The sequence below is a fragment of the Blautia intestinihominis genome, assembly GCF_040096655.1.
Classification (GTDB): Bacteria; Bacillota; Clostridia; order Lachnospirales; family Lachnospiraceae; genus Blautia_A; species Blautia_A intestinihominis.
On the sequence record NZ_JBBMEI010000021.1, the window covers coordinates 17551 to 44053 of the forward strand.

39 protein-coding genes are annotated in these 26503 nt (G+C 42.5%); all 39 read right to left on the minus strand.

Annotated elements, in window-relative coordinates:
- Positions 1 to 145: 145 nt before the first annotated feature.
- On the minus strand, positions 146 to 259 hold the full coding sequence (rpmJ, locus tag WMO75_RS08115) for a 50S ribosomal protein L36 (protein ID WP_003497809.1): 114 nt from the start codon (positions 257 to 259) through the stop codon (positions 146 to 148).
- A 213-nt stretch (positions 260 to 472) separates the two neighbouring features.
- Entirely contained in the window at positions 473 to 1099 is a 627-nt protein-coding gene (locus tag WMO75_RS08120; RefSeq protein WP_349077902.1) for a response regulator, read from the minus strand.
- Between the two features lie 39 nt (positions 1100 to 1138).
- The gene (locus WMO75_RS08125; protein ID WP_243111528.1) at positions 1139 to 2431 is read right to left on the minus strand and encodes a sensor histidine kinase; all 1293 of its coding nucleotides are present in this window, start codon (positions 2429 to 2431) and stop codon (positions 1139 to 1141) included.
- Positions 2404 to 4053, minus strand: a complete 1650-nt coding sequence (locus WMO75_RS08130; protein WP_349077903.1) for a histidine kinase N-terminal 7TM domain-containing protein — start codon at positions 4051 to 4053, stop codon at positions 2404 to 2406. Before WMO75_RS08130 ends, WMO75_RS08125 begins: the two co-directional genes overlap by 28 nt.
- Before the next feature lie 169 nt (positions 4054 to 4222).
- Positions 4223 to 5065: a TPM domain-containing protein gene (locus WMO75_RS08135; protein WP_118698080.1), complete on the minus strand. Its 843-nt coding sequence runs from the start codon at positions 5063 to 5065 to the stop codon at positions 4223 to 4225.
- 18 nt (positions 5066 to 5083) lie between these two features.
- The gene (locus WMO75_RS08140; RefSeq protein WP_118698171.1) at positions 5084 to 6181 is read right to left on the minus strand and encodes a TFIIB-type zinc ribbon-containing protein; all 1098 of its coding nucleotides are present in this window, start codon (positions 6179 to 6181) and stop codon (positions 5084 to 5086) included.
- Between the two features lie 89 nt (positions 6182 to 6270).
- Positions 6271 to 7053, minus strand: coding sequence for a DUF4428 domain-containing protein (locus WMO75_RS08145; RefSeq protein WP_291579762.1), 783 nt, complete (start codon positions 7051 to 7053; stop codon positions 6271 to 6273).
- Positions 7054 to 7147: 94 nt separating this feature from the next.
- Positions 7148 to 7975 (minus strand): hypothetical protein, encoded by an 828-nt coding sequence (locus tag WMO75_RS08150; protein WP_118698078.1) that lies wholly within the window; start codon positions 7973 to 7975, stop codon positions 7148 to 7150.
- Between the two features lie 332 nt (positions 7976 to 8307).
- Complete coding sequence (gene infA, locus WMO75_RS08155) at positions 8308 to 8526, minus strand: translation initiation factor IF-1 (protein ID WP_005428560.1); 219 nt, start codon at positions 8524 to 8526, stop codon at positions 8308 to 8310.
- 22 nt (positions 8527 to 8548) lie between these two features.
- Positions 8549 to 9304 (minus strand): type I methionyl aminopeptidase, encoded by a 756-nt coding sequence (map, locus tag WMO75_RS08160; RefSeq protein WP_349077904.1) that lies wholly within the window; start codon positions 9302 to 9304, stop codon positions 8549 to 8551.
- Positions 9305 to 9308: 4 nt separating this feature from the next.
- The gene (locus WMO75_RS08165) at positions 9309 to 9953 is read right to left on the minus strand and encodes an adenylate kinase (RefSeq protein WP_022214199.1); all 645 of its coding nucleotides are present in this window, start codon (positions 9951 to 9953) and stop codon (positions 9309 to 9311) included.
- 155 nt (positions 9954 to 10108) lie between these two features.
- A complete protein-coding gene (secY, locus tag WMO75_RS08170) occupies positions 10109 to 11425 on the minus strand; it encodes a preprotein translocase subunit SecY (protein WP_022214200.1) in 1317 nt (438 codons plus the stop codon).
- The gene (rplO, locus tag WMO75_RS08175; protein WP_118698077.1) at positions 11425 to 11865 is read right to left on the minus strand and encodes a 50S ribosomal protein L15; all 441 of its coding nucleotides are present in this window, start codon (positions 11863 to 11865) and stop codon (positions 11425 to 11427) included. The genes secY and rplO overlap by 1 nt, the downstream gene beginning before the upstream one ends.
- Before the next feature lie 44 nt (positions 11866 to 11909).
- On the minus strand, positions 11910 to 12092 hold the full coding sequence (gene rpmD, locus WMO75_RS08180) for a 50S ribosomal protein L30 (RefSeq protein ID WP_118252532.1): 183 nt from the start codon (positions 12090 to 12092) through the stop codon (positions 11910 to 11912).
- Positions 12093 to 12105: 13 nt separating this feature from the next.
- A complete protein-coding gene (gene rpsE / locus WMO75_RS08185) occupies positions 12106 to 12615 on the minus strand; it encodes a 30S ribosomal protein S5 (protein WP_118252533.1) in 510 nt (169 codons plus the stop codon).
- Between the two features lie 18 nt (positions 12616 to 12633).
- Positions 12634 to 13002, minus strand: coding sequence for a 50S ribosomal protein L18 (rplR, locus tag WMO75_RS08190; protein WP_015542258.1), 369 nt, complete (start codon positions 13000 to 13002; stop codon positions 12634 to 12636).
- A 17-nt stretch (positions 13003 to 13019) separates the two neighbouring features.
- Positions 13020 to 13559 (minus strand): 50S ribosomal protein L6, encoded by a 540-nt coding sequence (gene rplF, locus WMO75_RS08195; protein WP_349077905.1) that lies wholly within the window; start codon positions 13557 to 13559, stop codon positions 13020 to 13022.
- Between the two features lie 141 nt (positions 13560 to 13700).
- A complete protein-coding gene (rpsH, locus tag WMO75_RS08200) occupies positions 13701 to 14102 on the minus strand; it encodes a 30S ribosomal protein S8 (RefSeq protein ID WP_005424990.1) in 402 nt (133 codons plus the stop codon).
- Positions 14103 to 14165: 63 nt separating this feature from the next.
- A complete protein-coding gene (locus WMO75_RS08205) occupies positions 14166 to 14351 on the minus strand; it encodes a type Z 30S ribosomal protein S14 (protein WP_005424988.1) in 186 nt (61 codons plus the stop codon).
- A 14-nt stretch (positions 14352 to 14365) separates the two neighbouring features.
- The gene (rplE, locus tag WMO75_RS08210) at positions 14366 to 14905 is read right to left on the minus strand and encodes a 50S ribosomal protein L5 (protein WP_044925691.1); all 540 of its coding nucleotides are present in this window, start codon (positions 14903 to 14905) and stop codon (positions 14366 to 14368) included.
- A 21-nt stretch (positions 14906 to 14926) separates the two neighbouring features.
- On the minus strand, positions 14927 to 15238 hold the full coding sequence (rplX, locus tag WMO75_RS08215; protein WP_118698076.1) for a 50S ribosomal protein L24: 312 nt from the start codon (positions 15236 to 15238) through the stop codon (positions 14927 to 14929).
- Between the two features lie 11 nt (positions 15239 to 15249).
- The gene (rplN, locus tag WMO75_RS08220) at positions 15250 to 15618 is read right to left on the minus strand and encodes a 50S ribosomal protein L14 (protein ID WP_005424985.1); all 369 of its coding nucleotides are present in this window, start codon (positions 15616 to 15618) and stop codon (positions 15250 to 15252) included.
- 13 nt (positions 15619 to 15631) lie between these two features.
- Positions 15632 to 15886 carry a 30S ribosomal protein S17 gene (rpsQ, locus tag WMO75_RS08225; RefSeq protein ID WP_008707264.1) on the minus strand — a complete coding sequence of 85 codons (255 nt, stop codon included), beginning with the start codon at positions 15884 to 15886 and terminating at the stop codon, positions 15632 to 15634.
- Between the two features lie 22 nt (positions 15887 to 15908).
- Positions 15909 to 16118: a 50S ribosomal protein L29 gene (gene rpmC, locus WMO75_RS08230; protein ID WP_022067328.1), complete on the minus strand. Its 210-nt coding sequence runs from the start codon at positions 16116 to 16118 to the stop codon at positions 15909 to 15911.
- Positions 16108 to 16545, minus strand: a complete 438-nt coding sequence (rplP, locus tag WMO75_RS08235) for a 50S ribosomal protein L16 (RefSeq protein WP_019162497.1) — start codon at positions 16543 to 16545, stop codon at positions 16108 to 16110. The genes rpmC and rplP overlap by 11 nt, the downstream gene beginning before the upstream one ends.
- Complete coding sequence (gene rpsC / locus WMO75_RS08240) at positions 16545 to 17201, minus strand: 30S ribosomal protein S3 (RefSeq protein ID WP_005424980.1); 657 nt, start codon at positions 17199 to 17201, stop codon at positions 16545 to 16547. The genes rplP and rpsC overlap by 1 nt, the downstream gene beginning before the upstream one ends.
- 11 nt (positions 17202 to 17212) lie before the next feature.
- The gene (gene rplV / locus WMO75_RS08245) at positions 17213 to 17602 is read right to left on the minus strand and encodes a 50S ribosomal protein L22 (RefSeq protein ID WP_118252536.1); all 390 of its coding nucleotides are present in this window, start codon (positions 17600 to 17602) and stop codon (positions 17213 to 17215) included.
- Between the two features lie 96 nt (positions 17603 to 17698).
- Complete coding sequence (gene rpsS, locus WMO75_RS08250; RefSeq protein WP_008707255.1) at positions 17699 to 17980, minus strand: 30S ribosomal protein S19; 282 nt, start codon at positions 17978 to 17980, stop codon at positions 17699 to 17701.
- 15 nt (positions 17981 to 17995) lie between these two features.
- Complete coding sequence (gene rplB, locus WMO75_RS08255; protein WP_118252537.1) at positions 17996 to 18841, minus strand: 50S ribosomal protein L2; 846 nt, start codon at positions 18839 to 18841, stop codon at positions 17996 to 17998.
- Between the two features lie 64 nt (positions 18842 to 18905).
- Positions 18906 to 19205 carry a 50S ribosomal protein L23 gene (rplW, locus tag WMO75_RS08260; protein ID WP_118252538.1) on the minus strand — a complete coding sequence of 100 codons (300 nt, stop codon included), beginning with the start codon at positions 19203 to 19205 and terminating at the stop codon, positions 18906 to 18908.
- Complete coding sequence (gene rplD / locus WMO75_RS08265; RefSeq protein WP_118252539.1) at positions 19205 to 19825, minus strand: 50S ribosomal protein L4; 621 nt, start codon at positions 19823 to 19825, stop codon at positions 19205 to 19207. The genes rplW and rplD overlap by 1 nt, the downstream gene beginning before the upstream one ends.
- Positions 19826 to 19847: 22 nt before the next feature.
- A complete protein-coding gene (rplC, locus tag WMO75_RS08270) occupies positions 19848 to 20480 on the minus strand; it encodes a 50S ribosomal protein L3 (protein ID WP_118252540.1) in 633 nt (210 codons plus the stop codon).
- Positions 20481 to 20567: 87 nt separating this feature from the next.
- Positions 20568 to 20885, minus strand: coding sequence for a 30S ribosomal protein S10 (gene rpsJ / locus WMO75_RS08275; protein WP_118252541.1), 318 nt, complete (start codon positions 20883 to 20885; stop codon positions 20568 to 20570).
- Between the two features lie 412 nt (positions 20886 to 21297).
- Positions 21298 to 22365, minus strand: coding sequence for a hypothetical protein (locus WMO75_RS08280; protein ID WP_118698074.1), 1068 nt, complete (start codon positions 22363 to 22365; stop codon positions 21298 to 21300).
- A gap of 177 nt (positions 22366 to 22542) precedes the next feature.
- A complete protein-coding gene (locus tag WMO75_RS08285; protein WP_022214142.1) occupies positions 22543 to 22800 on the minus strand; it encodes an HPr family phosphocarrier protein in 258 nt (85 codons plus the stop codon).
- Positions 22797 to 23744: a DNA-binding protein WhiA gene (whiA, locus tag WMO75_RS08290; RefSeq protein WP_118698073.1), complete on the minus strand. Its 948-nt coding sequence runs from the start codon at positions 23742 to 23744 to the stop codon at positions 22797 to 22799. The genes WMO75_RS08285 and whiA overlap by 4 nt, the downstream gene beginning before the upstream one ends.
- 28 nt (positions 23745 to 23772) lie before the next feature.
- Positions 23773 to 24651, minus strand: coding sequence for an RNase adapter RapZ (gene rapZ, locus WMO75_RS08295; RefSeq protein ID WP_022214144.1), 879 nt, complete (start codon positions 24649 to 24651; stop codon positions 23773 to 23775).
- A 33-nt stretch (positions 24652 to 24684) separates the two neighbouring features.
- Entirely contained in the window at positions 24685 to 25599 is a 915-nt protein-coding gene (gene murB / locus WMO75_RS08300; RefSeq protein WP_417192327.1) for a UDP-N-acetylmuramate dehydrogenase, read from the minus strand.
- 62 nt (positions 25600 to 25661) lie between these two features.
- Complete coding sequence (locus WMO75_RS08305; RefSeq protein WP_118698071.1) at positions 25662 to 26387, minus strand: tRNA threonylcarbamoyladenosine dehydratase; 726 nt, start codon at positions 26385 to 26387, stop codon at positions 25662 to 25664.
- Positions 26388 to 26503: the final 116 nt, after the last annotated feature.

Here is a 26503-nt window from a genome sequence, read left to right on the forward strand (position 1 = left end):
CGCCTTTGGCGAAAAGCGACCTTTCCGAAATTTTGTTGCCTCTCGGTATTAGGCAATACATGCTTCTTTAATAAAATATTAAAACAGTCCGAACAACCCTTCCGGGTGTATCAAACTGCAGCCGCACGTTTCACAAATCAGTCAATCAACCCTGACGCTGTTTGTGTTTTGGATTTTCACAGATTACTCTGATAGATCCTTTTCTTTTGATGATCTTGCATTTCTCGCAGATCGGCTTTACAGATGATCTTACTTTCACTGGAAATCCTCCTTTTCCGTAATATAGGCTTGAATCTGCAGTTCATACACGCCTCAGCGCGTACAACCAGTATAATAACATTCCTTTACGGAAAATACAACCCCCTAATTTAATTTTTTTTATTTTTTCATGAACCCGTTCCTTATGGTATCATCTCCTGATGAAAATACTTCCTGCAACAATATCATTTACAGATAAAAGCTATTCGACATCCTATTTCAGTGTGGTAACGATCAGTTTGCTTTCCAGCGCAGCAGCGATCAGATCCTCTTTGCAGCTGTATCCTGCCTTGGCGATCATCTCCTGAAAATTCCATCGTACTCCTGAGGTGGAACAGTTCATTTTTTTTGCAATCTCCGAGTAGGACATTCCACATATGTAAAGCCGCAGCATTTCCAATTGCCTGGGACTGATTTCCCCGCTAGTGATCCAGTTCAATTCCACATTTGGAGTTACATCCGGAAAGACATGCTCTCCATTAAGAGTTCTGATCATTACATCACAAATCTCATCCTCACCATGGTCCTTATACCAGAGGCTGTCTGCACATCCTGTTTTTGCCCGCTCCAGCACTTTGGGATCGATCAGCGAGGTTACAACAAGTATCTTCGTACCCGGATGTTCCTCCTTTATGGTCTTTCCCGCAGTCAGTCCATCATGATTATGAAAGGTCTGCACATCCATCAATACCAGATCGATTGCTGAATAATTACAGATTTTTACTGCTTCCCGGGCATCACTGACCGTATCTACCAGCTTAAATTCAGGATTTTGTAAAATAATATATTCAAAATATTTCTGCATGATCTTCTGATCTTCCACAATGAGTACCCTTATCATAGCATCATTCCCTTCTCATACTGAAGTAATCTGATATTCTTATTCCTTTAACGGAAAATTCAGAAACAGATAAAAAGCAGGTTCAAAAAATGTCTTCATAGTCCCCTGCTCTGCTTCTACTGCTTTCCTTAATGCTGATAATCCACCACCTTCTTTTGCATTTTTTGATGGCGGCTCACCATTGTTGGTAATCTGGATCTGATATCCGTCCCTGCTGTTCTTTATTTCCACATAAACTGCAGTTCCATGTGCATGACGGGCACAGTTTGTCACGCATTCACGGAGAGCGCGATCTGTAAGCCGTCTGTAAATCAGATCATCCGGATAATTCCCCTGGATCTGGATCGATATTCCAAGTTCTCTTGCATGCTTTTCCGTATCCTCATACTGGTCTTCTTTATTATCAGCAGTTGAACTTGTAAGAATATAAACCTGCTGCTTTAAATTTTCCAGTTGCTCCCTCATATTGTCAGGTTCTTCTTTCTTTTCAAGGATTCTTCGTATGGAAAGAAGACTTCTTCCGAAATTATCGTGTACCTTCATTTTCATCGCCAGAGTTTCCTGTTCACGTATTTCATCGCCTATTTTTTCATACATTTCTTCCAGTTTGCGATTCAGCTGCTCTAATTTTTCGTTATTGCTTTTGATCTTTTCATTGTTGTAATATACTTCAGATACATTGATCGCAACAGTCTGCACATAACCTTTCAGATCCGGCTCTTTAAGCTGGTATTCCTGAAACATCCAGACGGAACCATCCGGTAAATAAAATACATTGCTGTCGGAATTTAACTTGATAATATTTTTCTGAACAGGTGCTGAATTTATGGCATCGCGGAAAATCTCAAAATTCTGAAGATAATTTCCGGTCAGTATCCTGCATAATTCCTGCATCTTGGCGTTACTCAGGATGATACGTCCAAGAGCATCTGAAAAGCAGACACCACAGGGGACATTATTTACAGCTTCATAAACAGACCAGGGCGACAAAGTATTGCTGTATTCCTTTCGCTCCCTGCGAATCGCCAGAATCAGATAGGCTGTCAGCAGAATCACTGCTATCACCAATACATGTATTGGAAATGAATACAATATCGGATCGTATGGAAGATCATCCTGCCGATGCTGGTGATCACTCAACAGTCCCACCATAAAAAGAAATGAGACAACCAGCCATGCAGAAGATATCGCAATTTTCCATTTCCCTGCTGAACGCATAATTCTGGAAAACAGCAGAATAAATTCAAGGATCAGACATATTTCCATAAGGATCATCAGAAGATTTTGCAATTTCATGGTGTCTTTTATGAAACCGGACATCGAATAAACCATTCCTGTTCCTCCTCCTGCTGTATCAAAAGATCAGGTCTCTCTGTCAGAAAAATACGAATATCAATCAGACATACAACATGCACAGAAATCTGCAATTTTTCTTCAATCTGAGTCACTCGGAAGAAGACCGCGCTCACCACATCAAACAGTTGTTCAATCAGCCATTCAAAGAAATCATAACATCTCAGAACATCATCTGCGTGAAGCAGTTTTTCTTTATCCTGCACAAAGTAAGCTGCCCTGATCTTACATAATTTCAGATTTTCACAGGATTCAGCCAGACTTTGCTTCAGATCGGCCATAGTCAGAGAATCCCCCTGTGAGCTGTATTTGGTGAGTACAAGATTTTTTCTTCGTTTCAGATAAGTTCCCACGACTACTATCTTACTCAGAAGCATATCACATTCTTCTCTTGAATCTGTCTGTTCAAACTTCTTCATATATAGAGAAAGTAATTCATACTGTCTGTAAGTTTGATCCTGTATCATATTCATAAGATGATTCTGTTCTTCTAATTTTCTGCGTGCGGCTTCTTTCTGATAAGTCATCTGCAAAAGCTGATTTCGTGCCGTCAATTCCTCCTGCTGTTCCTGAATATCCTGATACTGGTCAAGCAGAACAGAAATATCTTCCGTCCAGAATAAATGTCCACCCCTGACAGGAATATGCTTGATCAAAATCCCGTTTTCCTGCAGTAAAGATTCTGCGATTACACATTCACGCAGTTCTTTGGAGAGCTTCGGGAAATTTCCTGTATAATAATAACGCCGAAAAGCTTCATCCGTTATTTCTGCGTCAAGACTGCCTGTTGACTGAAACAATTCAAAATAACGACTATTTGTAGGAATCAGTCCACACAGGATACAACTTTGAAAAATAGCCGCTATACAAAGGCAGCAGACTGCTGTCAGATCTCCTGCAATGATACTGATAAAGGGCAGACGCAGAATATTTCCAATGTTCCATCCCAAAAGCACGATACCAGGTATTACAGGAAGCCAGAAACGTTTTTTTTCAAAAGTTTTGCTTTTGCGAACAAGTATCACATCCATTGCACTGAGACAAAATATGATCCATACCTGAATGACCACAAAGAGGAAACCGTATCCATAATTTTTATCCGAATAAGGTGGTTTCAGATAGAAACGAAAAACCAGCTGATGCAGATCATTGGTAAATACACCTATAATCAGTACTGCCGCAAAAAGCAGCAGCAAAACATGTCTTTTTTTTATTTTAGTATTTTCCTTTTCTTCCAGAAGCAAAGCTGCATTCAAACCTAAAGTCGGAATCAGGATCATCGGAAGATAATACAGATACCAGCAGATATGTATACTGAGGGGATCCTGAAAAACATGATATTTTATTGTACGCAAAAAAAACCAGAATACCATCAGACAGCCAATGGCCGTCAGACACTGGCGCATTTTTTTGTATACAATATGTTTATTCAGATAAGTGACCCATGCACAGTACAGTCCCAGATAAATGCTGGTGCGGCTCTGGTCAAGCAGAGCATGCAGTAAATCATTATCTGTATCGATCAGTCTGCATATATATGCCGCCAAAAAGCACAGAAAAACAGTCGTATATGATAAAAATCTTTTCTTTTGATATGGCATTATGATTCCTTTCCAGACAAACCCCGTCCCCAAAGCATGCAGGTTACCGATCAAATATAAACGGTAACCTGTTATAAACATTATGTCTCGGGATACTGCCTGCTCAATGCTCAATAATAATTATTATACTATAATGTCTGAATAGTGAGCAATGACAAAGTTTCTCTGATCAGAACTTACCACTGGTTCCACCATGGGATCGTCCGGAAGAACTGGTATGAGATGAGCTTCCACCGGAACCGGAGGAAGAAGATGAACTGTCTTTTTCATTTTTGATTGTTCTTTGAGTAACAATCCTGTTGACAAAACTGTCCGTTGATCTTTGCAGTGACAATGAACCACTGCGTTCATAGGATTTCGCTGACTCCTGTTTCTTTACGGATTTCAGATTGCCGGATTTTGCTTTGACTCTTCCAAACGAGATAAGAAAAGCGACAACCAAATCTGTATAGAGCCAAAATGGAGACACTTTTGCCTTTGGCATATTGCCAACATCATAAGGTTCACCGGTTGCTGCCTGCCGCAGAAAATCATCACACTGATCTGCAAAACAATTAAATGCCTTTGCATACTCTCCGCTGCTGAGTTTACTCTGGAATTCACCTCTGATATATTCAAGCCCTGCATCTGTAAAAGCTGTCGTATGACTGTAACCATAGGTCGAAATAGCCCATTCTCTCTCGCCCATACTGATCAGAAGAAGAAGGCCATCGTCATTTTCTCCATATCCATATCCATTGTAATCATAATAGTCATCCGCATACGCTTCGGCTGTTTTTCCTTCCAGAGAATTGACAGTGACAATTCCCACCTCATTTTCATATCTCCGGCTGATATCTTCAAGTTTGTTTAACAGCGCACTGCTCTCTTCTTCTGTCAGCAGGCCGGCTTCATCTACAAGAAGTGGTTTCTGGCGTTCTTCCGGGATCTCAGAAGCCATTACCGGAAATACCAGGATAAATATCCAGAGAACAGAAAGCAGGCTGTACCACATTTTCTTTTTTATTTTCATTTTATCTGTTCCCTCCTGCTACATTAAAAACAAACATTTCAGACCATACAGCACTCCCCAGATAAGGAGGGTACGTATACCCACAGATTTCCAGAATTTTGATCTGTCGATTGGAAGATCACCGACCATTTTTCCGGTCTGACCATTCATCGCAAAGATAAATTTTTCTCCTTTCCAGGTTGTATTCAGAATCCATACAGGATACATGGCATACCAGTAACTCGCGTTATGTATCTGCACATTGCTGTCTTTTACAGAGGTGCGACCATTATATCCCCGAACAGTTTTTCGAAAAGCCTGTTCTGTACAGACACGGATTCTCTCACGTGCTCTGTCTATACGTTCATCTACATTGACATCATAACGGTCAGCAAGGTAACCTGCCAGATAAGCCTGCTGAAAAGGCACCGCTTCCTGAAAATTATACGGTTCAATTGATTCCATCAGTGTATCATCCATTTTTCTTGAACCATCTGCGGGAACATGATCGAAACTTATCGTTCCTTCACGATAGACCTGATAGATTTCACGAGTTGTGTACTCCGTATCACCTGACCTGGAAACATGGACTTTTTCTGCCTCATATGTTATCCGGGCATCTGCATCTATATCAAACAGCCAAAATGGAATATACACACCTTTGATCTCGTCTACATGATTTTCTTTTTTGAATACCTTTGGAAGATATTTTTTCCCCTGCAGATGCTTATAGTAGTTTTCTTTGGCCGCTTTTTTATCCAGTTTAAACGGAATAATGTAATCCGGTTTCAGATCTCCTGAAAACTGGCCTTTCATTGTTATTTTGTTATTGCAGAACGGACAGGTTGTAGCCCCTGTTGTTTCATCGGCGACGATCTCACTTCCACAGGACTGACAGCTATAAACACGCATGCCATTTATTTCATCATTCTGCCATTGTCCGGTACTCATAGAGTACCAGTTTTCTTCAGAATCTGTCTTTTTGGCCGTCTGTGTATCTTCGACTTTCTGTGTGCGCTGAAATTCTTCGACCGTCATCTCCGTATCACAATACGGACATTTCATATGCTGAGATTTTGAATCAAATACCATCGCACCACCACAGGATGGACACTTATATTCTATGATATCAGACATATACTGCATTCCCCCTTTTCCTGCTGCCGGCTGCTGTTCCCTGTATTTTTGCGGACAGCAACCGGCTTTACACAGACTTTTTTATGATCTTATGGTTTCGGTGTTCCACAGTATTCACAGAAAAGTCCTGTATTGGTAGCTCCGCAGCTGCATACCCATTCATCTGCTGTCATCTGCCGTGACATATTTGGAGCAGTCGTTCCCTGCTGTGGGTAGCCCTGGTTCATCATTCCTCCCTGCTGCGGGTAACCCTGGTTCATCATTCCTCCATACGCAGATGTCGGAACGCCAGTAAGCGCTGACACAATCTGATTTCCAAGCTGCTCATACTTCATCATTTTAGCACGTTCCTGATCTTTTACAGAGAAAGTATTGAGCTGAAAATCCATATCGTCAAACCATGGTGTATTAACACTCAGTTTTATCTTATAATCATAGGAATATGTGTATCTCGGCGGTACATAGGATCTGGTCTCACCATCCTGATCAGTATATTCCTCTTCTTCACGGTCCTCATCAATCTCCATACGACAGGAGGTTATTGCTGACAGTGGTACGATATCCGGATTATTCTGCTCACTCATATTAAATGCCACAGCAAACATGCCTTTGTTATCGTCGATAAATACATGGTATCTGTCTGCGGAAAATTCACGAGTGACACTAAAATTACGTACAGCATTTTTATTTTCTTCTCTGTATGCCAGCTGTCTTTTGATGTCTTCTACTGTACTGTGGCGTCTTTCTTCAAACCACGGGGAGAGTTTGCCGGCACAATTCTTGCACAGATTGCCATTATCCAGCTTACGGTTTCCTAAAAGCCCTATCTTGTCACCACAGATATCACAGTTCTTTTTGTCAAATAATCCCATTCCTGAAACCTCCTTCGAGCAGAGAATCTGTTACTGTTCTCTTCGTTTATACTCTTTTTCCTGCGAACAGTTACGAGAATCTTCTAAAATCTGATTATTTTACCTCCAATTTGTCAAAGAATACTTTGACAGTCCAGTCCATTGATTCCTCACTGTCTTCTGCATCTGCAGCCTCATCCAGACTGTCGGCTGTTGTAAAACATAATTTGCCGTCATCCAGAAGATATAATCTCATTGTTTCTGTACTGAACAAGGAATAGTCTTCTTCTTCATCTTCCGTTTTTTCTTCTGTTGATTTCAAGACAAGTGCATTCTGGTCCAGTTCCCCTTCAAGTTCAGCTGTTGTTTCCGTTCCGTCTTCAATTGTTACAAGAGTCGCTTTGCCGCCTGAAATACTGAGGTTCATCTGCATGTCAAAAAGCGTTCCCGTAGGTACCTGCATTCCAAAAGCAGACATTAGAGTACTGTTCCAGTCACCATCAAAATCTTCAATCTTGGTATCTTCGACTGCCTTTCCAGGTTCATAAGGTACATACTCTTCTTTTTCCTGTCCCAGTGTCATGGTCATCCCGTCCAGGTCAATAGATAAATTCCCATCTGAATATACACCTTCCAGAACCTCATCATCTGAAGTTATGACAATGTTATCTCCGTCAATCTTCCATTCAAAATCGTTCACATCCGGTTCAGATTCTTCAGAACTGGTTGTCACTTTTCCTTTGCCGCCCTCGTTAATTTCAAGCGTCATCTCCATCATGATCGCACCCGGATGGAATACACTCAGGCCGTCCATTGTAAGACTGTTCGCATACCATGTACCAATCACATCTTTGTCATCCAGTGCATAAACATTTACACAGACAAGACCTGCCATCATAATTCCCAATACACCGGCTGTCCAAACTTTCATTTTTTTACTCATATACAACACTCCTTTCTTATTCACTATTTTGATAGGATCACCTGAGAAACTCTCCCGCAGTTTTTCTGCAAATACTTTCTGTAATTATTATTATACGTAATATTCTTGTTTTTTCACTAACACTTCTGACAGTAACTGTGTTTAATCTGTATTTTTTATATTTTTCGTCGTATTTTCGGGCAACAAAAAAAAGAACCCTGAACAAATCCAAGGTCCTTTTTTTGTTCTATACACCCCACACTCCCCCACACCATCACGCGCGTGGCCGAGAGGGGGAGCGTGAGGGGGACATGCGGCCTTCGCGTAACTCTGAGCCTGTCCCCCTCACGGTTTTATTTATCTCGCCAGATAATCCGGCCTTTTGAAAGATCATATGGAGAAAGTTCAATAGTAACTTTATCTCCAGGAAGAATACGGATGAAGTTCATACGCAGCTTTCCGCTGATATGAGCCAATACCACATGCTTATTTTCCAGTTCTACTTTGAACATTGCATTAGGCAGCTTCTCCAGTACAGTACCTTCCACTTCAATTACATCTGCTTTTGACATTAAAAACCTCCTGTGTCATCTGTCATTTTGTAAGAGTCAGAATTTCCGGTTCTCCATCCGTGATCAGAATCGTATTTTCGTAATGTGCAGAAAGAGATCCGTCCATAGTTACAACTGTCCACTCATCATCCTCCCATGCAACATCTGCACGGCCAAGGTTGATCATCGGTTCAATCGCAAGTGTCATACCCGGCATCAGTTTGATGCCTCTGCGCTTCTGCGGGAAATTCGGGATCTGCGGATCCTCATGAAGATGAGTTCCGATTCCGTGTCCTACGAGGTCACGAACGATACCGTAATTGAATTTCGCTGCATAAGCACCGATTGCTTTGGAAATATCATTCAGATGATTTCCTGCTTTTGCAAATTTAATTCCTTCAAAGAAGCTCTGCTTTGTTACTTCCATAAGCTGTCTTGCTTCCGGTGAAACTTCACCTACCGCATAAGTACGTGCGGCATCTGAATGATAACCTTTGTAGATCAGTCCGGCATCGATCTTGACAAGATCGCCTTCCTGGATGATCTTATGTGTGGACGGAATCCCGTGTACTACTTCATCATTGAGGCTGATGCAGAATGATGCGGGAAAGCCCTCATAATTTAAAAAGTTTGGAGTGCAGCCCATAGAGCGGATCATATCCTCACCGATACGGTCCAGTTCTTTTGTGCTGATTCCCGGCCTGATATGAGAAGCCAGTTCATCATGAACCTTTTCCAGTAAATGACCGGCATGTCTCATAAGCTCGATTTCATGTTCTGACTTAATAGAAACTGACATTTTCTTATTCTCCCAAGATCTCGACGATTGCCTGGAACACTTCGTCCAGGGAACGAGTTCCGTCTACTGTCTTTAATACGCCCTGCTCTGTATAGTAGTCGATCAATGGCTGTGTCTGTTCGTGGTAAACCTTCAGACGCTTGGAAACTGTTTCCGGTTTGTCATCGTCACGCAGTACCAGTGTCTCACCACAGGTATCGCATACATTCTCTGTCTTCGGTGCTGCATACACGATATGATAAGTAGCTCCGCATTTCAGGCAGGCTCTTCTGCCTGACATACGATTAACGATGTTTTCATCCGGAACATCAACATCGATTGCATAATCAATGCCGCTTCCGAGTTTCTTAAGAGCTTCTGTCAGGCACTCTGCCTGAGGAATCGTTCTCGGGAAACCATCCAGTACATAACCATTTTTGGCATCATCCTGCTGGATTCTGTCTACTACGAGGTCGCAGGTTAATTCATCTGGTACCAAAAGCCCCTGATCCATATATGTTTTTGCTTTTTTGCCTAATTCAGTACCATTCTTGATGTTTGCACGGAAAATATCTCCTGTGGAAATGTGCGGAATCCCGTATTTCGCTGCAATTTTCTTTGCCTGAGTTCCTTTTCCGGCACCTGGTGCACCCAACATAATAATTCGCATAACAAATACCCTCCTTTTCTTTATGAAGCATATAGGGTCAGTCACCCTTTCGGTGCTGCCCGGACAGGAAAAACAAATGCCACTGTTACCGTAACAAATAAATTTCGCCTGTACCAAATCAAGGCTGTGACGCTTACGCACCACAACCTTCATTTTTAGTTGTTCAGGAAGCCTTTGTAATTGCGGACAAGTAACTGGGACTCAATCTGTTTCACAGTCTCAAGTACAACACCAACCACGATGATGATAGATGTTCCACCGAAGGAAACGTTTGCCCCGAAGACTCCGTTGAAGAAGAACGGAATAACTGCCACAATGATCAGACCTACCGCACCTATAAATATAATATAATTTAGCATTTTAGTCAAATAATCTGATGTAGGTTTTCCTGGACGGATGCCCGGGATAAATCCCCCCTGCTTTTTGATATTATCTGCAACTTCCAGTGGATTGAATGTAATGGAAGTGTAGAAATATGCAAAGAATACGCAGAGTACCACGTATACCAGCAGACCCCAGGTATATTTGATCTGGGATGGATTACACCAGTTACTTGAGGAAAGTCCTCTCAGAATCTCACTTCCAATGCCAGTTCCGTTTGTTTTACCGGCAAACTGCGCGATAACGCCCGGGAAGGACATAATGGAAGAAGCAAAGATGATCGGGATAACGCCGGCAGTGTTGACTTTCAGCGGAATATTGGTGGACTGACCACCCATCATTTTTCTTCCTACCATCTTTCTGGAATACTGAACAGGAATTCTTCTCTCTGCTCCATTAAGAATAAGGACAAATACTACTACAACAAGGATAATTGCGAAGATGATAACACCTGCAAGTGTTCCTTTTGCAATTGTTTTCCCCTTAATAAAATTCTCATAAAGAGTTGTCATATCACTCGGGATACGGGAAATGATGTTTACCGCAAGTACGATAGAAATACCATTTCCAACACCTTTTTCAGTGATACGTTCGCCGATCCACATTAACATTGCAGATCCTGCTGTCAGACTGGCGATCACGACGATTGCCTTAAGAATGTTCATATCCTGTACGATATTTCCGCGGGCAAATCCGATTGTCATTGCAATAGACTCAAACAGTGCGAGTCCAATTGTGACATAACGGGTAATCGCTGTCATCTTTTTTCTTCCCTCTTCACCATCTCTGTGCATTTCCTCCAGAGCAGGAATTGCAATTGTAAGAAGCTGAATGATAATGGAAGAAGTAATGTACGGTGTAATGTTCAATGCGAATACGGACATGCTCTCAAAAGAGCCACCGGTGAATGCATCAAAGAAATTGAATGCATCACCGGTATTACTCCGAAACCACTGTTTGAATACATCACTGTCCACACCCGGAATCGGGAGCTGTGAACCGATACGGATGACTAAGATCATCCATAAGACGTAGAGAAGTTTTCTCCGCATCTCTTTTACTCTAAAAACACTTTTAAGAGTTTCAAACATTAAATCACCTCTACTGTACCACCTGCAGCTTCGATTTTTGCTTTTGCGGTCTCGCTGACTGCATTAACTTTAACTGTAAGTTTTTTAGTCAGTTCACCGTTTCCAAGAATCTTAACTCCGTCTCCTGCTTTGGAGATTGCGCTGGTAGCAAGTAAAGATTCAACTGTAACTTCTGCTCCGTCCTCAAAACGATTCAGAACGTCAACATTGATTGCGATGATCTCTTTAGAATTTCTGTTCTTGAAGCCCCTCTTAGGAAGACGTCTGTATAAAGGCATCTGTCCACCTTCAAATCCCGGTTTCTTGTGTCCGGAACGAGCTAACTGTCCTTTATGTCCTTTTCCGGCTGTTTTACCGTTTCCAGAACCATGTCCACGGCCTCTTCTGAAGTTATCGCTGTGTTTAGAACCATCTGCTGGTCTTAAGTTTGATAATTCCATCTTTGGCACCTCCTTTTATTTTTTGAAAATACTCTCTGGATATCTTATGCTTCTTCTACCTTTACAAGATGCTGAACCTGCTGGATCATTCCTCTGGTTGCTGCATTGTCAGGCATTTCAACTGTTTTGTGCATTTTTGTAAGTCCCATAGCAACTACAGTCTTTTTGTGTTTCGGAACTGCACCGATTGGAGACTTAACAAGTGTAACCTTTAATGTGTTTGCCATTATTTTGTCCTCCTTATGCCAGAATCTCTTCTACAGATTTTCCGCGAAGTTTTGCAACTTCTTCCGGAGTTTTCAGTTTGCTTAATCCATCGATTGTAGCCAGAACTACGTTCTGTTTATTTCTGGATCCCATACATTTTGTACGGATGTTTTTGATTCCTGCAAGCTCGATGACTGCACGGGCTGGACCACCAGCGATAACTCCAGTACCTTCCGGAGCACGTTTCAGAAGCATCTCAGCACTTCCGAATTTACCTACATAGTCATGAGTGATGGAATTGTTCTCATCTCTTGCAACTGTAACCAGTTTTTTCATGGCATCTTCTTTTCCTTTGCGGATAGCTTCCGGAATTTCAGCTGCCTTTCCTAAACCTGCACCAACATGTCCGTTGCCGTCACCTACTACAACTAAAGCTGTGAAACGGAAGTTACGGCCACCTTTAACAACCTTGGTAACACGTTTGATTGACACTACTTTATCTTCTAATTCTAACTGACTAGCATCAATAAGATTATGTTTCATGTGTCTTGTTCCTCCCTTTTAGAATTTCAGCCCAGCTTCTCTTGCTGCGTCTGCCAGTGCCTTTACTTTACCGTGATAGATATAGCCTCCTCTGTCGAAGACAACGCTCTCGATACCTGCTTCAACTGCTTTCTTTCCGATTACAGTTCCAAGGTATGCTGCAGCTTTTACATCATCAGTATTTTCCAGTTCAGCTTTTACATCTTTCTGAAGAGTAGAAGCAGATACTAAAGTTTTTCCTACAGTGTCATCAATGATCTGTGCATACATATGCTTGTTGGAACGGAATACTGCCAGTCTAGGAGTAGTAGCTGTTCCATTGAGATGATGACGGATTCTTCTATGTTTTTTCTCGCGAATTTCCGCTCTGGATGCTTTATTAATCATATTCTCACTCTCCTTATTTATTTCTTACCAGTCTTACCGACTTTACGTCTGATAACTTCATCAGCATACTTGATACCTTTGCCCTTATATGGCTCCGGTCTTCTCTTATCTCTGATCTCTGCTGCGTACTGGCCAACTTTTTCTTTGCTGATACCGGAAACGATGATCTTGTTTCCATCAACTTTGGATTCCAGACCTTCTGGATCTTCCATCTCTACCGGGTGAGAATATCCCAGAGAAAGAACAAGTTTCTTGCCCTGTTTCTGTGCTCTATAACCTACACCGTTGACTTCAAGCTCTTTTGTGTAGCCTTCGCTTACACCAACAACCATGTTGTGGATAAGGCTTCTTGTCAGACCGTGTAATGCTTTCATTTTCTTAAGATCGTTCGGTCTTGTAACTACTACATGACCATCTTCTACTTTGATTTCCATTTCGGTTGGAAGTGCTCTTTCGAGTGTTCCTTTAGGACCTTTAACGGTTGCTACGTTACCTGCAGCTACGCTTACTTCAACGCCTGCCGGAATAGCTACCGGAAGTCTTCCGATTCGTGACATAATATTGTCCTCCTTACTTAAATTGTCGGAGAGAAAAGTTTTCATTTCTCTCTGTTTTCAGTTTGTATCTATCCTTAAATTCGCCCGTGCGCTTACGCGCTGGGCTCATTAAGTTTCGTAGGTCAAATGCTTTCGGTCTGATTACCAAACGAAAGCAAGAACTTCTCCACCAACCTGAAGTTTACGAGCTTCTTTGTCAGTGATTACACCTTTGTTTGTGGAAAGGATTGCGATTCCAAGTCCGCCAAGTACTCTCGGGAGCTCATCTTTACCAGCGTAGATACGAAGACCTGGTTTGGAGATTCTCTTAAGTCCTGTGATGATCTTGTCATTCTTTGTCTCACCGTATTTCAGTGTGATATGGATGGTTTTGAATACGCCATCTTCGATCAGATCGTATTTTGCAATGTATCCTTCATCTACAAGGATGTTTGCGATTGCGATTTTCATTTTGGATGCCGGAACATCTACTGTATCATGTTTTGCAGTGTTAGCGTTACGGATTCTTGTAAGCATATCTGCGATTGGATCACTCATTGTCATGTTAGTTTCCTCCTAAATTTTCAGACTTTACATGTCGATTATAAATTTTATAGTTAATAAATTCTACCAAGAAGCTTTTTTAACACCCGGGATCTGACCTTTGTATGCCAGTTCACGGAAGCAGATACGGCAGATACCGTATTTTCTCAGGTATGCGTGTGGACGTCCACAGATTCTGCAGCGGCTGTATTCTCTTGTGGAGAATTTCTGTTTGCGCTGCTGTTTGATTTTCATTGCTGTTTTAGCCATTAGAATTCTCCTCCTTATTTAGCAAAAGGCATATTGAACTGAGTTAACAGCTCACGAGCCTCTTCGTCTGTCTTAGCAGTTGTAACGAAGATGATGTCCATACCTCTTACTTTGTCTACCTTATCGTACTCAACTTCTGGGAAGATAAGCTGTTCTTTGATTCCCAGTGCGTAGTTTCCTCTGCCATCGAAAGCGTTCGGGTTAACACCACGGAAGTCACGTACACGAGGAAGAGCAAGGTTGATAAGACGATCAGCGAATTCATACATCTTCTCGCCTCTTAAGGTAACCTTACAACCGATCGGCATACCCTCTCTGATTTTGAAGTTAGCTACTGATTTTTTAGCTTTTGTAGCGATTGCTTTCTGACCTGTGATCAGTTCCATATCAGCGATTGCTGCATCAAGAAGCTTAGCGTTTTCTTTAGCTTCACCAACACCCATGTTGATAACGATCTTATCGAGTTTTGGCACTTCCATAACGTTTTTATATCCAAATTTTTTGGTCATGGCATCCATGATCTCATTTTTGTAAAGTTCTTTTAATCTACTCACTTGTCATGCCTCCTCTCTTAATTAATCGATTACTTTACCTGTTGCTTTAGCAACACGTACTTTTTTGTCTCCATCCATCTGGAATCCAACTCTTGTTGCTTTTCCGTCTACAACGAGCATTACGTTGGAAACATGAAGAGCAGCTTCTTTTGTTGTGATTCCGCCAGCCTGGTTTGCTGCTGATGGTTTGTTGTGCTTTGTAACCATGTTGATACCTTCAACGATTACGGTGTTGTCTTTTACGTTAACGGCAAGAACTTTGCCTTCTTTGCCTTTATCTTTACCAGCGATTACTTTAACAGTGTCGCCTTTTTTAATTTTCATAGCTGACATTAGGCACCCTCCTATAATACTTCCGGAGCTAAGGAAACGATCTTCATGAATTTCTTCTCACGAAGCTCTCTGGCAACTGGTCCAAAGATACGTGTTCCTTTCGGAGTTAAATCGTCTTTAATGATTACGGCTGCGTTTTCATCGAAACGGATGTAAGATCCGTCTTTACGACGAGCGCCTTTTTTGGTACGAACAACAACAGCTTTAACTACGTCACCTTTTTTAACAACGCCGCCTGGTGTTGCATCTTTAACAGTAGCAACGATAGTATCACCGATGTTTGCATATCTTCTTGTAGAGCCACCCATAACACGGATACAAAGGATTTCTTTTGCACCAGTGTTGTCGGCAACTTTCAGTCTAGTTTCCTGCTGAATCATACTGGTTTCCTCCTTATTTCACTTTCTCTACGATCTCAACCAGTCTCCATCTCTTGTCTTTGGACAGCGGTCTGGTTTCCATTACTTTAACGGTATCACCGATATTGCACTCATTGTTCTCATCATGAGCTTTGAGCTTATATGTTCTCTTTACGATTTTTTTGTAAAGAGGATGTTTTACATGGTCTTCGATAGCAACAACAATGGTCTTGTCCATCTTATTGCTGACAACCTTACCCACACGGGTCTTTCTCAGATTTCTTTCCACGATTATTTCCTCCTACTATTCACTATTTAGCAGCGTTTGCCTGCTCAGTGATTACTGTCTGGATTCTGGCAATATTTTTGCGAACCTCTTTGATTCTGCTTGTATTGTCTAACTGATTGGTTGCATTCTGAAATCTCAGATTGAAAAGTTCTTTCTTAGCAGCTACTAATTCTTCATTTAATTCTGCAGCTGATTTTGCCTTTAAATCTTCTACGAATTTATTAATTTTCACTGTTATCACCGCCTTCTAAGTCTGCACGAGAAACGATTTTACATTTACATGGTAACTTGTGCATTGCAAGACGTAATGCTTCACGAGCGATCTCTTCAGAAACGCCTGCGATTTCGAACATTACACGTCCTGGCTTAACAACTGCTACCCAGTATTCAAGGGTACCTTTTCCGGAACCCATACGTGTTTCTGCTGGTTTCGCTGTTACTGGTTTATCCGGGAAAATCTTAATCCAAACCTGACCACCACGTTTGATGTAACGTGTCATGGCAACACGGGCTGCTTCGATCTGGTTAGATCTGATCCAGCAAGGTTCGGTAGCAACAAGTCCGAATTCACCATAGTTGATCTTATTACCTCTAAGGGCTTTACCTCTCATGGAGCCACGGAACTGTTTACGACGTTTTACTCTTTTTGGCATTAACATTATTTATCGCTCCCTTCCTTATTTCCTTTAGTAGGAAGTACTTCACCGTTGTATACCCAAGCTTTTACACCAACTTTTCCGTAAGTTGTGTCAGCTTCTGCAAATCCATAATCAATGTCAGCACGAAGTGTCTGAAGCGGGATTGTTCCCTCGCTGTAGAACTCTGTACGAGCCATATCAGCTCCACCAAGACGTCCGGATACGGATGTTTTGATTCCCTTTGCTCCTGCTTTCATTGTTCTCTGCATTGTAGACTTCATAGCACGTCTGAAGGAGATACGGTTCTCAAGCTGAAGTGCAATGTTCTCAGCAACAAGCTGTGCATCTCTGTCAGGTCTCTTAACTTCTTTGATGTCTACGATGAGTTTCTTATCTGTGTATTTCTGTAATTCAGCTTTAACTTTTTCGATCTCAGATCCGCCCTTACCGATTACGATACCCGGTTTAGCAGTGTAGATGATGATCTTAACTCTGTCAGATGCTCTCTCGATCTCAATCTTGGAAACACCTGCACTGTAAAGTTTTTTCTTTAAAAATGTTCTGATATTATAGTCTTCAACCAGGTAATCTGCAAAATCTGCTTCTGCATACCATCTGGAATCCCAATCCTTGATAACACCGACTCTAAGGCCATGTGGGTTAACTTTCTGTCCCATGCTTTTCCTCCTTATCTTTCATCCAGCACGATGGTGATATGGCTTGTTCTCTTTTCGATTCTGTAAGCTCTACCCTGTGCTCTTGGCTGAATACGTTTCATTGTAGGTCCTTTGTTTGCATAGCACGCTGCAACGTAGAGGTTATCTGCGCTCATTCCGTTATTGTTTTCTGCGTTTGCGACTGCTGACTCAAGCAGTTTCTTCAGAACGCTGGATGCGTATCTCGGATTATATGTGAGGATACCAAGTGCTGTCTGCACGTCTTTACCACGGATTGCATCTAATACATAGCAGGCTTTCTGAACAGAAATTCTTGCATAAGATAATTTTGCAGACGGTCTTGTCTCTCTATTACTCTCATTTCTGGCTCTCTTAATCTGGCTTCTATGTCCCTTTGCCATTTTAAAGTGCCTCCTTTCCAATTAATCGATATCTGGTAACACCGCCTTGCTGCCCCCTTGCGGGACAACAGGCAGATTATTTATTTTAAATTAATTCTAGCGAACGCCGGATTTCTTTTCGTCTTTTCCGTGTCCTCTGTAAGTTCTTGTAGCTACAAACTCACCAAGTTTGTGTCCTACCATATCTTCTGTTACATATACCGGAACGTGTTTTCTTCCGTCATGTACTGCAATTGTGTGTCCTACGAAGGACGGGAAGATAGTGGAACGACGTGACCATGTTTTGATCACAGATTTATCATTTGCAGCATTCAGAGCGTCAACCTTTTTAAGCAGGCTTGCGTCTGCGAAAGGTCCTTTTTTCAATGAACGAGACATTCTGTACCCTCCTTATTATTTTGATAAAGCTTTTCCATCGCGTCTTCTTACGATGAGCTTGTTGGACTGTTTGTTTTTCTTTCTGGTCTTCAGACCAAGAGCAGGTTTGCCCCATGGTGTGCACGGACCTGGACGACCGATTCCGGTCTTTCCTTCACCACCACCATGCGGATGGTCATTCGGGTTCATTACGGAACCACGAACTGTAGGTCTGATTCCCATGTGACGTTTACGTCCAGCTTTACCAACATTGATAAGGTTGTGGTCGCCGTTACCAACAACTCCGATAGAAGCGCGGCATACAAGCGGAACCATTCTCATTTCACCTGACGGTAATCTTAATGTTGCGTATTTGCCTTCTTTAGCCATAAGCTGAGCACCGTTTCCAGCGGAACGAACCATCTGTCCGCCCTTTCCAGGATGAAGCTCAATGTTATGAACCATAGTACCAACCGGGATAAGCTCCAGTGGCAGGCAGTTTCCTACACGGATTTCTGCTTCCGGACCATTCATAACTTTCTGTCCGACTTTCAGTCCTTCCGGTGCAAGGATATATGCTTTCTCGCCATCAGCGTAGCTGATCAGAGCGATGTTAGCTGTTCTGTTTGGATCGTACTCAATTGTTTTAACTGTAGCAGCAATACCATCTTTTCTTCTCTTGAAGTCGATGATTCTGTATTTTCTTCTGCTTCCGCCTCCGCGGTGTCTAACAGTGATTTTACCCTGGTTGTTACGACCAGCGTTTTTCTTCAGAGATACGACTAAGGATTTCTCAGGGGTGCTTGCTGTAATCTCAGAGAAATCAGATCCAGTCATATGTCTTCTGGAAGGTGTATATGGGTTATAGGTTTTGATTCCCATGATGTTTCTCCTTTCGAATTTCTTATCGTGCTTTCGTGCACATAGTCATTTGAGAAAGCTGGGATTAAAGTCCCTCGAAGATCTCGATATCTTTGCTTTCTTCTGTAAGAGCTACGATCGCTTTTTTGGTTTTAGCTGTTTTTCCAACAACTGCTCCACGGCGTTTTTTCTTACCATCCATATTCATGGTATTTACGCTCTTAACTTTTGTTCCTTCGAACATTTTCTCAACAGCCTCTTTGATCTGAGACTTGTTTGCTTCCGGATGTACCAGGAATGTGTATTTCTTTTCTCCCATGGCGTTCATGGATTTTTCTGTGATAACCGGTTTCAGGATCACATCATAATACTTAATATCTGCCATTATGCGTACACCTCCTCGATGGATGCTACTGCATCTTTGGTAACTACTACTGTATTGTGTTTCATAACATCATATACGTTCATAGTATTTACTGTTGCAGTCTGTACATCTGCGATGTTTCTTGCAGAGATTGCTACGTTCTGGTCATCAGCTGCTGTGATAACAAGAGCTTTGTCTGCTTTGAGGTTTGTAAGAACCTTCTGCATTTCTTTTGTCTTAGCTTCTGCAAGTGTAAGGCTGTCTACAACAACCAGTTTATTGTCCTGAACTTTAGAAGTCAGAGCTGATTTCAGAGCTGCTCTTCTTTCTTTTTTGTTCATTTTTACTTCATAGTCTCTCGGTACCGGAGCGAATACTACACCGCCGCCAGTCCACTGTGGTGCACGGATGGAACCCTGTCTTGCATGACCTGTTCCTTTCTGTCTCCACGGTTTTCTTCCGCCGCCGCTTACTTCAGAACGTGTTTTAGCTTTCTGAGTACCCTGGCGTTTATTTGCAAGCTGACGAACAACTGCGAGATGAACAAGATGCTCGTTGATCTCAACACCGAACACTGCATCGTTCAGTTCCATTGTTCCAACTTCATTGCCTTCCATATTAAAAACTGTTACGTTTGCCATTCTGATGCTCCTCCTTTCTCAATTATAAAGACTTTACTGTCTCTTTGATGGTAACCATGGATTTCTTAGGTCCTGGAACAGCACCTTTCACTAACAGTAAGTTGTTTTCTGTATCTACACGAACGATTTCAAGGTTCTGAACAGTTACCTGTACATTTCCCATATGTCCTGGCATGTGTTTTCCTTTGAATACTTTGCTCGGATCAGAGCAAGCACCGTTGGAACCTGCATGACGATGATATTTGGAACCGTGAGCCATAGGTCCTCTGGACTGTCCATGTCTCTTGATAGCTCCCTGGAAGCCTTTACCTTTGGAGATTGCAGTAGCATCGATGTGATCTCCTGCTGCAAAGATGTCAGCTTTGATTTCCTGTCCTACTGTATATTCAGCAGCGTTTTCGAATCTGAATTCTTTAACGAATCTCTTAACAGCAACTCCAGCTTTGTCGAAGTGACCTTTTTCCGGTTTGTTCACCAGTTTTTCTCTGATGTCGCCGTATCCTACCTGAACTGATGCGTATCCGTCGTTTTCCTCTGTCTTAACCTGAGTTACAACGCATGGACCAGCCTGTAAAACGGTTACCGGAATTAACTGTCCGTCTTCATTGAAGATCTGAGTCATTCCGACTTTAGTAGCTAAAATAGCTTTCTTCATTTCTTTCTTCCTCCTTATAGCGGATTACCATAAAGGCAATCATATAGTTTTTTGAAATGCCCGATGGACATTTAAAAACGAGTTAAATTATTTGGTTTTCATCTTGATATCGATATGAACACCTGCAGGCATTTCCAGTCTGGAAAGTGCATCTACTGTTTTCTGGGTTGGTGTCATGATATCGATGAGTCTCTTATGAGTTCTCTGCTCGAACTGCTCTCTGGAATCTTTGTATTTGTGAACAGCTCTTAAGATTGTAACAACTTCCTTCTTTGTCGGAAGCGGAACCGGTCCGCTAACAGTTGCTCCATTCTTTTTAACAGTATCGATGATTTTTGCTGCGGATGCATCTACTAACTGATGATCGTAAGCTTTTAAAGTGATTCTCATTACCTGATTTGCCATAAAAAAAGTCTCCTCCTATTCGTACTCAATTATGCAGTACGACAAGCGGCGACTGTACACATCTCCGTGTGTGTCATGCGACATTTATCCACACGTCCATCCCGATGATGGTTTCTGAACTTGTACAGTGACTTGTCGTCAGTTTCCTAACTTGACATTCGCTCCACGGAAAACCTGCCGGTAACTGGCAGCAACCTCGCGCTTCATAGCTATCATGTCACAGCAGATATTAGTATATACGATGATTCCGAATTATGCAAGTCTTTTTTTTATTTTTTTGAAGAAATTTGTGTACAATAATTTATGGTACTTTCTTTTTATTATAGTGCAAAATGCAGTGAAAGGATTCTGTATCCCCTCACTGCATCTCATTTAACATTTTTCTTCCTATATATAATGGGATATTATTCAGTTATTCTTCGGATTCCTCATCACCACCGATGATATCGGAATAGTCAAACAAAGTGACCTTGGTAATGGAATCTCTTACGATATCCGGAGCATCGCCGGCCTTTCTTGCTTTGTCAGCGAGCTGGGAAGCAGAGTAACTCGGGATCGCCATTTTCCTGATCTCTACTGGTTTCTCTTCTTCCGGTTCTTCCTCAGGCTCCTGGATCTCCGGGAGATCCTCTGTATAGTTCCCTGTGGTCTCATATACATTCTGGTCATTATCGGAATCCTCTGCGGTAGCAGCAGCAATTTCCTTCTTCAGAAGTTCATGCGCCTCGCTTGTTGCCACCTGGACATTTCTTACCGGGCGCTGTGGTTTCTGTGTCGGTTCTTCCTCCAGGTCATCCTCATAGATTTCATCTACAAATCCGCCTGTGCGGATCTTTTTGCGTTTCTTTTCTTCTTTCTTGGCCTGCTTACGGCGGGCTTTCTCGCCATAAAGAAGTTCTCTGTCCTCTTCGTCCATACGTTTCGCACGGGCTTTTTCTTCCATACGAAGTTCCTTGGCAGTCTTAACATGTCTGCGTTCTCCGCCAAGATCTTCGTACTCGTCTTCCGGTTCTTTCTTGAGAAGTTCTGCCACAACATAGAGAATGATGAGGAAAAGGACTACCAGACCAAGAATGATCAGTCCTTCTGTGCTCTCTGTCGCAGTCAGGATATATCCCACGAAAGGAATTGTAACTACAACCTTCTGCACCCAGTTCTTGACAGAAACTGTGATATTGCTCTGTGCAGACGCACTTGAATCAATCACTGTACCTGTGTTATTCTCTCTGTTTACATTTACAAGATTATAACGGTATGTCATGGAATCCTTCTTTACCAGAATCGGAGTCCCTGCTGTTACCTCTTCTGTCTTTACCGGTATCGCATACGTTATGGATCCCATCGGCAGATTAGTGGCCTTATCTGTGCTGTCTACAATCACCGTTGTAACTCCGAAAAATGGCGGCAGTGCCATACCGAGTATCAGGGCGATCGTACATATAATTACGAAATGTACAATAAACTTCAAAAATTTAGACATTGGTATCTCCCTCGCTTTTGGTTTACATTCATTAACATTTTAATATTATACCTTGTTTTTGTTTTATGGTCAATTATAATCTTGTATTTCCGGCAATGTCTGAAATATAAAAAAGCATTACACCGGACTGGTCTTCTTCCGGGCAATGCTTCTTATTATTCTGCTATGATTCTTTTATTACTGATTGTTGCTTAAATACTTCTCTATGCTTGTCATGGCTGCTTCTTCGTCATCGCCATTTGCAGAAAGTGTGATCTCTTCACCTGCGTCCAGCCCTAATGTCATCATTCCCATAATACTCTTGGCATTTACTTTCTTTCTTCCAATCTCAACATAGATCTCACTGTTAAACTGGCTTGCAACCTGTACCAGTTGTGCAACCGGACGTGCTTCAAGTCCTGTAGACAGTTGAATAGTGATTGGTTTTTTAATCATAATAACTCCTCCTCGTTCACCCGCAGTCCGTCAGCGATCTGGCTGAGCTTTCTTAAGCGGTGATTTACCCCCGACTTCCCAACCTGCGGATTTAACATCATACCTAATTCTTTTAGTGTAGCTTCCGGATACTGCAGTCTCAGCTCCGCGATCTCAGCAAGACCTTCGTTCAGATTGTGAAACCCCATCTTTTCCTGAATCAATCTGATGTCCTCTGTCTGCTTCACTGCTGCATTCACCGTTTTGTTGATATTCGCTGTTTCACAGTTTACTTTCCTGTTGACAGTATTTCGCATTTCCTTGACGATCCTGATATTCTCAAGGTTCATCAAAGCTACATTTGCCTCCATAACTGCCAGCATATCTACGATCTGCGCGCCCTCTTTCACATAGACCACATATGACTTCTTGCGCATGACAATTTTGGCATCGATCTCAAAGCTGCGGATAAGTTCCCGAAGCCGCTCTGCTTTCTGCTCGTCTGAACAGACGATTTCAAAATGATACCCTTTCTCCGGATCACTGATCGAACCGGATGCCAGAAACGCCCCGCGGATAAAAGCCCGCTTACAGCAGCTCTGCTGTATAACGAGCCCATTGCCTGCATATAACGTTTCTCCGCTACATTTATCTACAGAAAGTTTCGTTCCCTGAAGTACAGTCTCTATCTGTGCCGGGTCTGCAATTTCGACAAAATATACTTTTCCTTTTTTCATCTGACAGCTTTCCCGAATAGCTATTGCTGTATCTATATTAAAGGTTTTTGTCAACAATGTAAAGTACTTTCTTACAACAGCATAATTTTCAGTCTGAAAATGCAGGATCCCGTCTGCTGTCATTCTGCCACAGGCGCTCAAAAGTGCAGCTATTTCTGCGATCCTGCAGTGTCTTGCTGTGCTGACCTGCCTGGAAAGTTCTTCTTTCACCATCCCTGAAAAAGACAATTCCCGTTCTCTCCTGTTCTTATATTACTTATTTTTTGCGAAGCGCATCCTTACCGATGTCCCTGTGTTCCAGGCGGATCCCATATCCCCTTTCTGCATGAAGGCGGTCATAAAGGACACGCGCCAGTGTAACAGACCGATGCTTACCGCCTGTGCATCCGACTGCGATCACGAGATTGGTCTTGCCTTCCTTTGCATAATTCGGAATCAGAAATTTCATCATATCTTCCAGTTTGTCGGCAAAATCCTGTGCCACCTGGTTCTGCATCACATAATTGTAGACGCCATCATCCATCCCTGTCTGCGGCCGCAGTTCATCCACATAATAAGGATTTGGAAGGAATCGCACATCAAACACAAGATCCGCATCCTCCGGGATTCCATACTTGAATCCAAATGACAATACAGAGATCATCATATTGTCGAATTTGCCATTTTCTACAAAGATCTTGTCCAGTTCTTTTTTGAGTTCTCTGGTGAGAAGATGTGTCGTATCTATGATATAGTCGGCATGTTCTTTGAGAAAACTTAAACATTCCCGCTCCTTCTGTATTCCTTCATCCACGCGCCCTGTCATGGCAAGCGGATGTGTTCTCCTTGTTTCCTTGTATCGTTTGACCAGTGTGCGGTCATCTGCATCAAGAAAAAGGATCTCGAACTTATATCCCTCCGCTTTAAGCTGGTCAAGTACTTCTTCCAGCCCCTCCAGATATCTGCCGCTGCGGACATCCAGTCCAATTGCTGCATTCTGAACATCCTCTCCCTTGTTTGCCGACACCAGAGAGACAAATTTCCCCACCAGCTGGATCGGCAGATTATCCACACAGAAATACTGTGCGTCTTCCAGCATCTTCATCGCCGTAGATTTGCCCGCGCCGGACATTCCTGTAACAATTACCAGTCGCATCTCTTATCTCCCGTTTCTCAACTGCTTTGCAGTTTAGTTAAAATCCCCCAAAAATTTCACTTCTGGTTCCAGAGTCACTCCGTATTTCTCACGGACTACCTCTGTCACATGATCCATCAGTGCCACAACATCCTGCGCTGTTGCATCTCCTGCGTTGATTACAAAACCACAATGCTTGTCAGATACTCTCGCTCCTCCGATCTGATATCCGCGAAGACCGCTGTCCATGATCAGCTTGCCTGCAAAATATCCTTCCGGACGTTTGAATGTACTTCCTGCGCTTGGAAATTCAAGCGGCTGTTTCGAAGTACGCTTCTCACTGAGTTCTCTGGTAAGCGCTTTGATCTCTTCCAGATTACCTTCCTTAAGTGAGATCGTTGCGCCGAGCACAAGATAACCTGCTTTTTTGATGATGCTTGTTCTGTAGCCCATCTCAAGCTCTGATGCCGGGATCACACGAATTTCGCCGTCTCCTGTCATCACAGTGACTTCTTTGAGTACATCCTTCATTTCTCCGCCATATGCACCCGCATTCATCACAACAGCTCCTCCAAGTGTACCCGGGATCCCTCCTGCGAACTCAAAACCTGCAAGAGAAGCTCTTCTGGCCGCTACAGCGATGGAAGAAAGAAGCGCTCCCGCTGCTGCACGGATCTCTGTACCATCTACTGTGATCTCCTCCATATTGCGGTCCAGCTGGATAATCACGCCTCTGTACCCCTGGTCGCTGACCAGAAGATTGCTTCCGTTTCCAAGTATGAAATATGGCAGCTGTTCCTGTCTGCATATCTCAAGCGCCTTACTCACTTCTTCTATTGTTCTCGGCATCACAAAAACATCTGCCGGACCGCCGATACGAAAAGTTGTATGTTTCTTCATCGGCTCATCAAAGAGCACCTGCTCTGTTCCTAATTCCAGGCAAAATTTCTGTCTGATCTGCTCATTCACAAATGCTATCCTCTATCTTTCTATTTATTTTAAACCTCAGGCTTATTTTCCTGATCTTCATATTATTTTTTGTGTTTTTCTGACAAAATATCCCGTACTACTTCTCCTGCTGCCATAAGTCCTGCAACCCCCGGCACAAAAGAAATGCTTCCATGGATATTTCTCTCGATATTTTCTTTATTTCTTCTGAATTCAAAACCTCTGCGTGAATGTTCTCTGGAGCACAGTACCTTCAGCCTGCGTACTCCCTTCCTGCGAAGTTCCGCACGCATTTTCTTTACTGCCGGATCTGCCGCAACACGTGAGATATCCATGATCTCCAGGCTTGACGGATTCAGCTTATTCCCCATATCCAGGCATGAGATAACCGGAACCTGATATTTCTGAGCCTGCTCTATCAGAAGGATCTTGGATGAAACAGTATCCATTGCATCCACAATATAATCATAGGCTTTCAGATCGAATAACCCCATAGTGTCTTCATTATAATATGTTTCATAGGTGTGAACCAGAATATCCTCGTCTATATTATGGACCCGTTCTTTGGCTATCTGAACTTTCTTATGGCCGATCGTAGGCTGCAGCGCATAAAGCTGCCTGTTGATATCTGTGACCGTTATTGCCTCATGATCCACAAGTGTAAGACTGCCAACCCCGCATCGTGCCAGTGCTTCCACTGTATAGGAGCCTGCACCTCCCAGACCGAAAACAGCAATCTTAGCTGTACTCAGACGGTTAACTCCCTTCTGACCTAGCAGGATCTCCATTCGGGAATATGCGTCGTACATGCAAAACCTCCTCGTAACATCCTTATAAATAATATTGAAAATGCCGTGCATTCCCATTCCTTTTAATTATACTATCCAATCAAATAAAAGTACAGGTTTTCATATTTTTTTAAGAA

Excerpts from the sequence above, each read along its gene's own strand:
- rplX (WP_118698076.1), bottom strand. The coding sequence starts at position 15,238 with ATGTCAGCTATGAAAATTAAAAAAGGCGACACTGTTAAAGTAATCGCT.
- infA (WP_005428560.1), bottom strand. The coding sequence starts at position 8,526 with ATGTCAAAAGCAGATGTAATTGAAGTGGAAGGTACTGTACTGGAGAAG.
- rpsS (WP_008707255.1), bottom strand. The coding sequence starts at position 17,980 with ATGTCTCGTTCATTGAAAAAAGGACCTTTCGCAGACGCAAGCCTGCTT.
- WMO75_RS08130 (WP_349077903.1), bottom strand. The coding sequence starts at position 4,053 with ATGCCATATCAAAAGAAAAGATTTTTATCATATACGACTGTTTTTCTG.
- WMO75_RS08165 (WP_022214199.1), bottom strand. The coding sequence starts at position 9,953 with ATGCGAATTATTATGTTGGGTGCACCAGGTGCCGGAAAAGGAACTCAG.
- rapZ (WP_022214144.1), bottom strand. The coding sequence starts at position 24,651 with ATGCGACTGGTAATTGTTACAGGAATGTCCGGCGCGGGCAAATCTACG.
- rplD (WP_118252539.1), bottom strand. The coding sequence starts at position 19,825 with ATGGCAAACGTAACAGTTTTTAATATGGAAGGCAATGAAGTTGGAACA.
- WMO75_RS08135 (WP_118698080.1), bottom strand. The coding sequence starts at position 5,065 with ATGAAAATAAAAAAGAAAATGTGGTACAGCCTGCTTTCTGTTCTCTGG.
- secY (WP_022214200.1), bottom strand. The coding sequence starts at position 11,425 with ATGTTTGAAACTCTTAAAAGTGTTTTTAGAGTAAAAGAGATGCGGAGA.
- rplP (WP_019162497.1), bottom strand. The coding sequence starts at position 16,545 with ATGTTAATGCCAAAAAGAGTAAAACGTCGTAAACAGTTCCGTGGCTCC.
- rpsH (WP_005424990.1), bottom strand. The coding sequence starts at position 14,102 with ATGACAATGAGTGATCCAATCGCAGATATGCTTACAAGAATCCGTAAC.
- WMO75_RS08305 (WP_118698071.1), bottom strand. The coding sequence starts at position 26,387 with ATGTACGACGCATATTCCCGAATGGAGATCCTGCTAGGTCAGAAGGGA.
- WMO75_RS08280 (WP_118698074.1), bottom strand. The coding sequence starts at position 22,365 with ATGTCTAAATTTTTGAAGTTTATTGTACATTTCGTAATTATATGTACG.
- rplV (WP_118252536.1), bottom strand. The coding sequence starts at position 17,602 with ATGGCAAAGGGACATAGAAGCCAGATTAAGAGAGCCAGAAATGAGAGT.
- rplO (WP_118698077.1), bottom strand. The coding sequence starts at position 11,865 with ATGGAATTATCAAACTTAAGACCAGCAGATGGTTCTAAACACAGCGAT.
- rplW (WP_118252538.1), bottom strand. The coding sequence starts at position 19,205 with ATGGCAGATATTAAGTATTATGATGTGATCCTGAAACCGGTTATCACA.
- rplF (WP_349077905.1), bottom strand. The coding sequence starts at position 13,559 with ATGTCACGAATCGGAAGACTTCCGGTAGCTATTCCGGCAGGCGTTGAA.
- rpsE (WP_118252533.1), bottom strand. The coding sequence starts at position 12,615 with ATGAAACATAATCTTATTGATGCTAGTCAGTTAGAATTAGAAGATAAA.
- rplR (WP_015542258.1), bottom strand. The coding sequence starts at position 13,002 with ATGATTAATAAAGCATCCAGAGCGGAAATTCGCGAGAAAAAACATAGA.
- WMO75_RS08145 (WP_291579762.1), bottom strand. The coding sequence starts at position 7,053 with ATGGGATTATTTGACAAAAAGAACTGTGATATCTGTGGTGACAAGATA.
- WMO75_RS08120 (WP_349077902.1), bottom strand. The coding sequence starts at position 1,099 with ATGATAAGGGTACTCATTGTGGAAGATCAGAAGATCATGCAGAAATAT.
- rplC (WP_118252540.1), bottom strand. The coding sequence starts at position 20,480 with ATGAAGAAAGCTATTTTAGCTACTAAAGTCGGAATGACTCAGATCTTC.
- map (WP_349077904.1), bottom strand. The coding sequence starts at position 9,304 with ATGTCAGTTTCTATTAAGTCAGAACATGAAATCGAGCTTATGAGACAT.
- rpsJ (WP_118252541.1), bottom strand. The coding sequence starts at position 20,885 with ATGGCAAATCAGGTAATGAGAATCACTTTAAAAGCTTACGATCATCAG.
- rplB (WP_118252537.1), bottom strand. The coding sequence starts at position 18,841 with ATGGGAATCAAAACCTATAACCCATATACACCTTCCAGAAGACATATG.
- WMO75_RS08150 (WP_118698078.1), bottom strand. The coding sequence starts at position 7,975 with ATGAGTAAAAAAATGAAAGTTTGGACAGCCGGTGTATTGGGAATTATG.
- rpsC (WP_005424980.1), bottom strand. The coding sequence starts at position 17,201 with ATGGGACAGAAAGTTAACCCACATGGCCTTAGAGTCGGTGTTATCAAG.
- WMO75_RS08125 (WP_243111528.1), bottom strand. The coding sequence starts at position 2,431 with ATGGTTTATTCGATGTCCGGTTTCATAAAAGACACCATGAAATTGCAA.
- rpmD (WP_118252532.1), bottom strand. The coding sequence starts at position 12,092 with ATGGCAAACACATTAAAGGTTACACTTGTTAAGTCTCCAATCGGTGCA.
- rplN (WP_005424985.1), bottom strand. The coding sequence starts at position 15,618 with ATGATTCAGCAGGAAACTAGACTGAAAGTTGCCGACAACACTGGTGCA.
- WMO75_RS08285 (WP_022214142.1), bottom strand. The coding sequence starts at position 22,800 with ATGATTAAAAAACCAATCACTATTCAACTGTCTACAGGACTTGAAGCA.
- WMO75_RS08140 (WP_118698171.1), bottom strand. The coding sequence starts at position 6,181 with ATGTCTGATATCATAGAATATAAGTGTCCATCCTGTGGTGGTGCGATG.
- WMO75_RS08205 (WP_005424988.1), bottom strand. The coding sequence starts at position 14,351 with ATGGCTAAAACAGCAATGAAAATCAAACAGCAGCGCAAACAGAAATTC.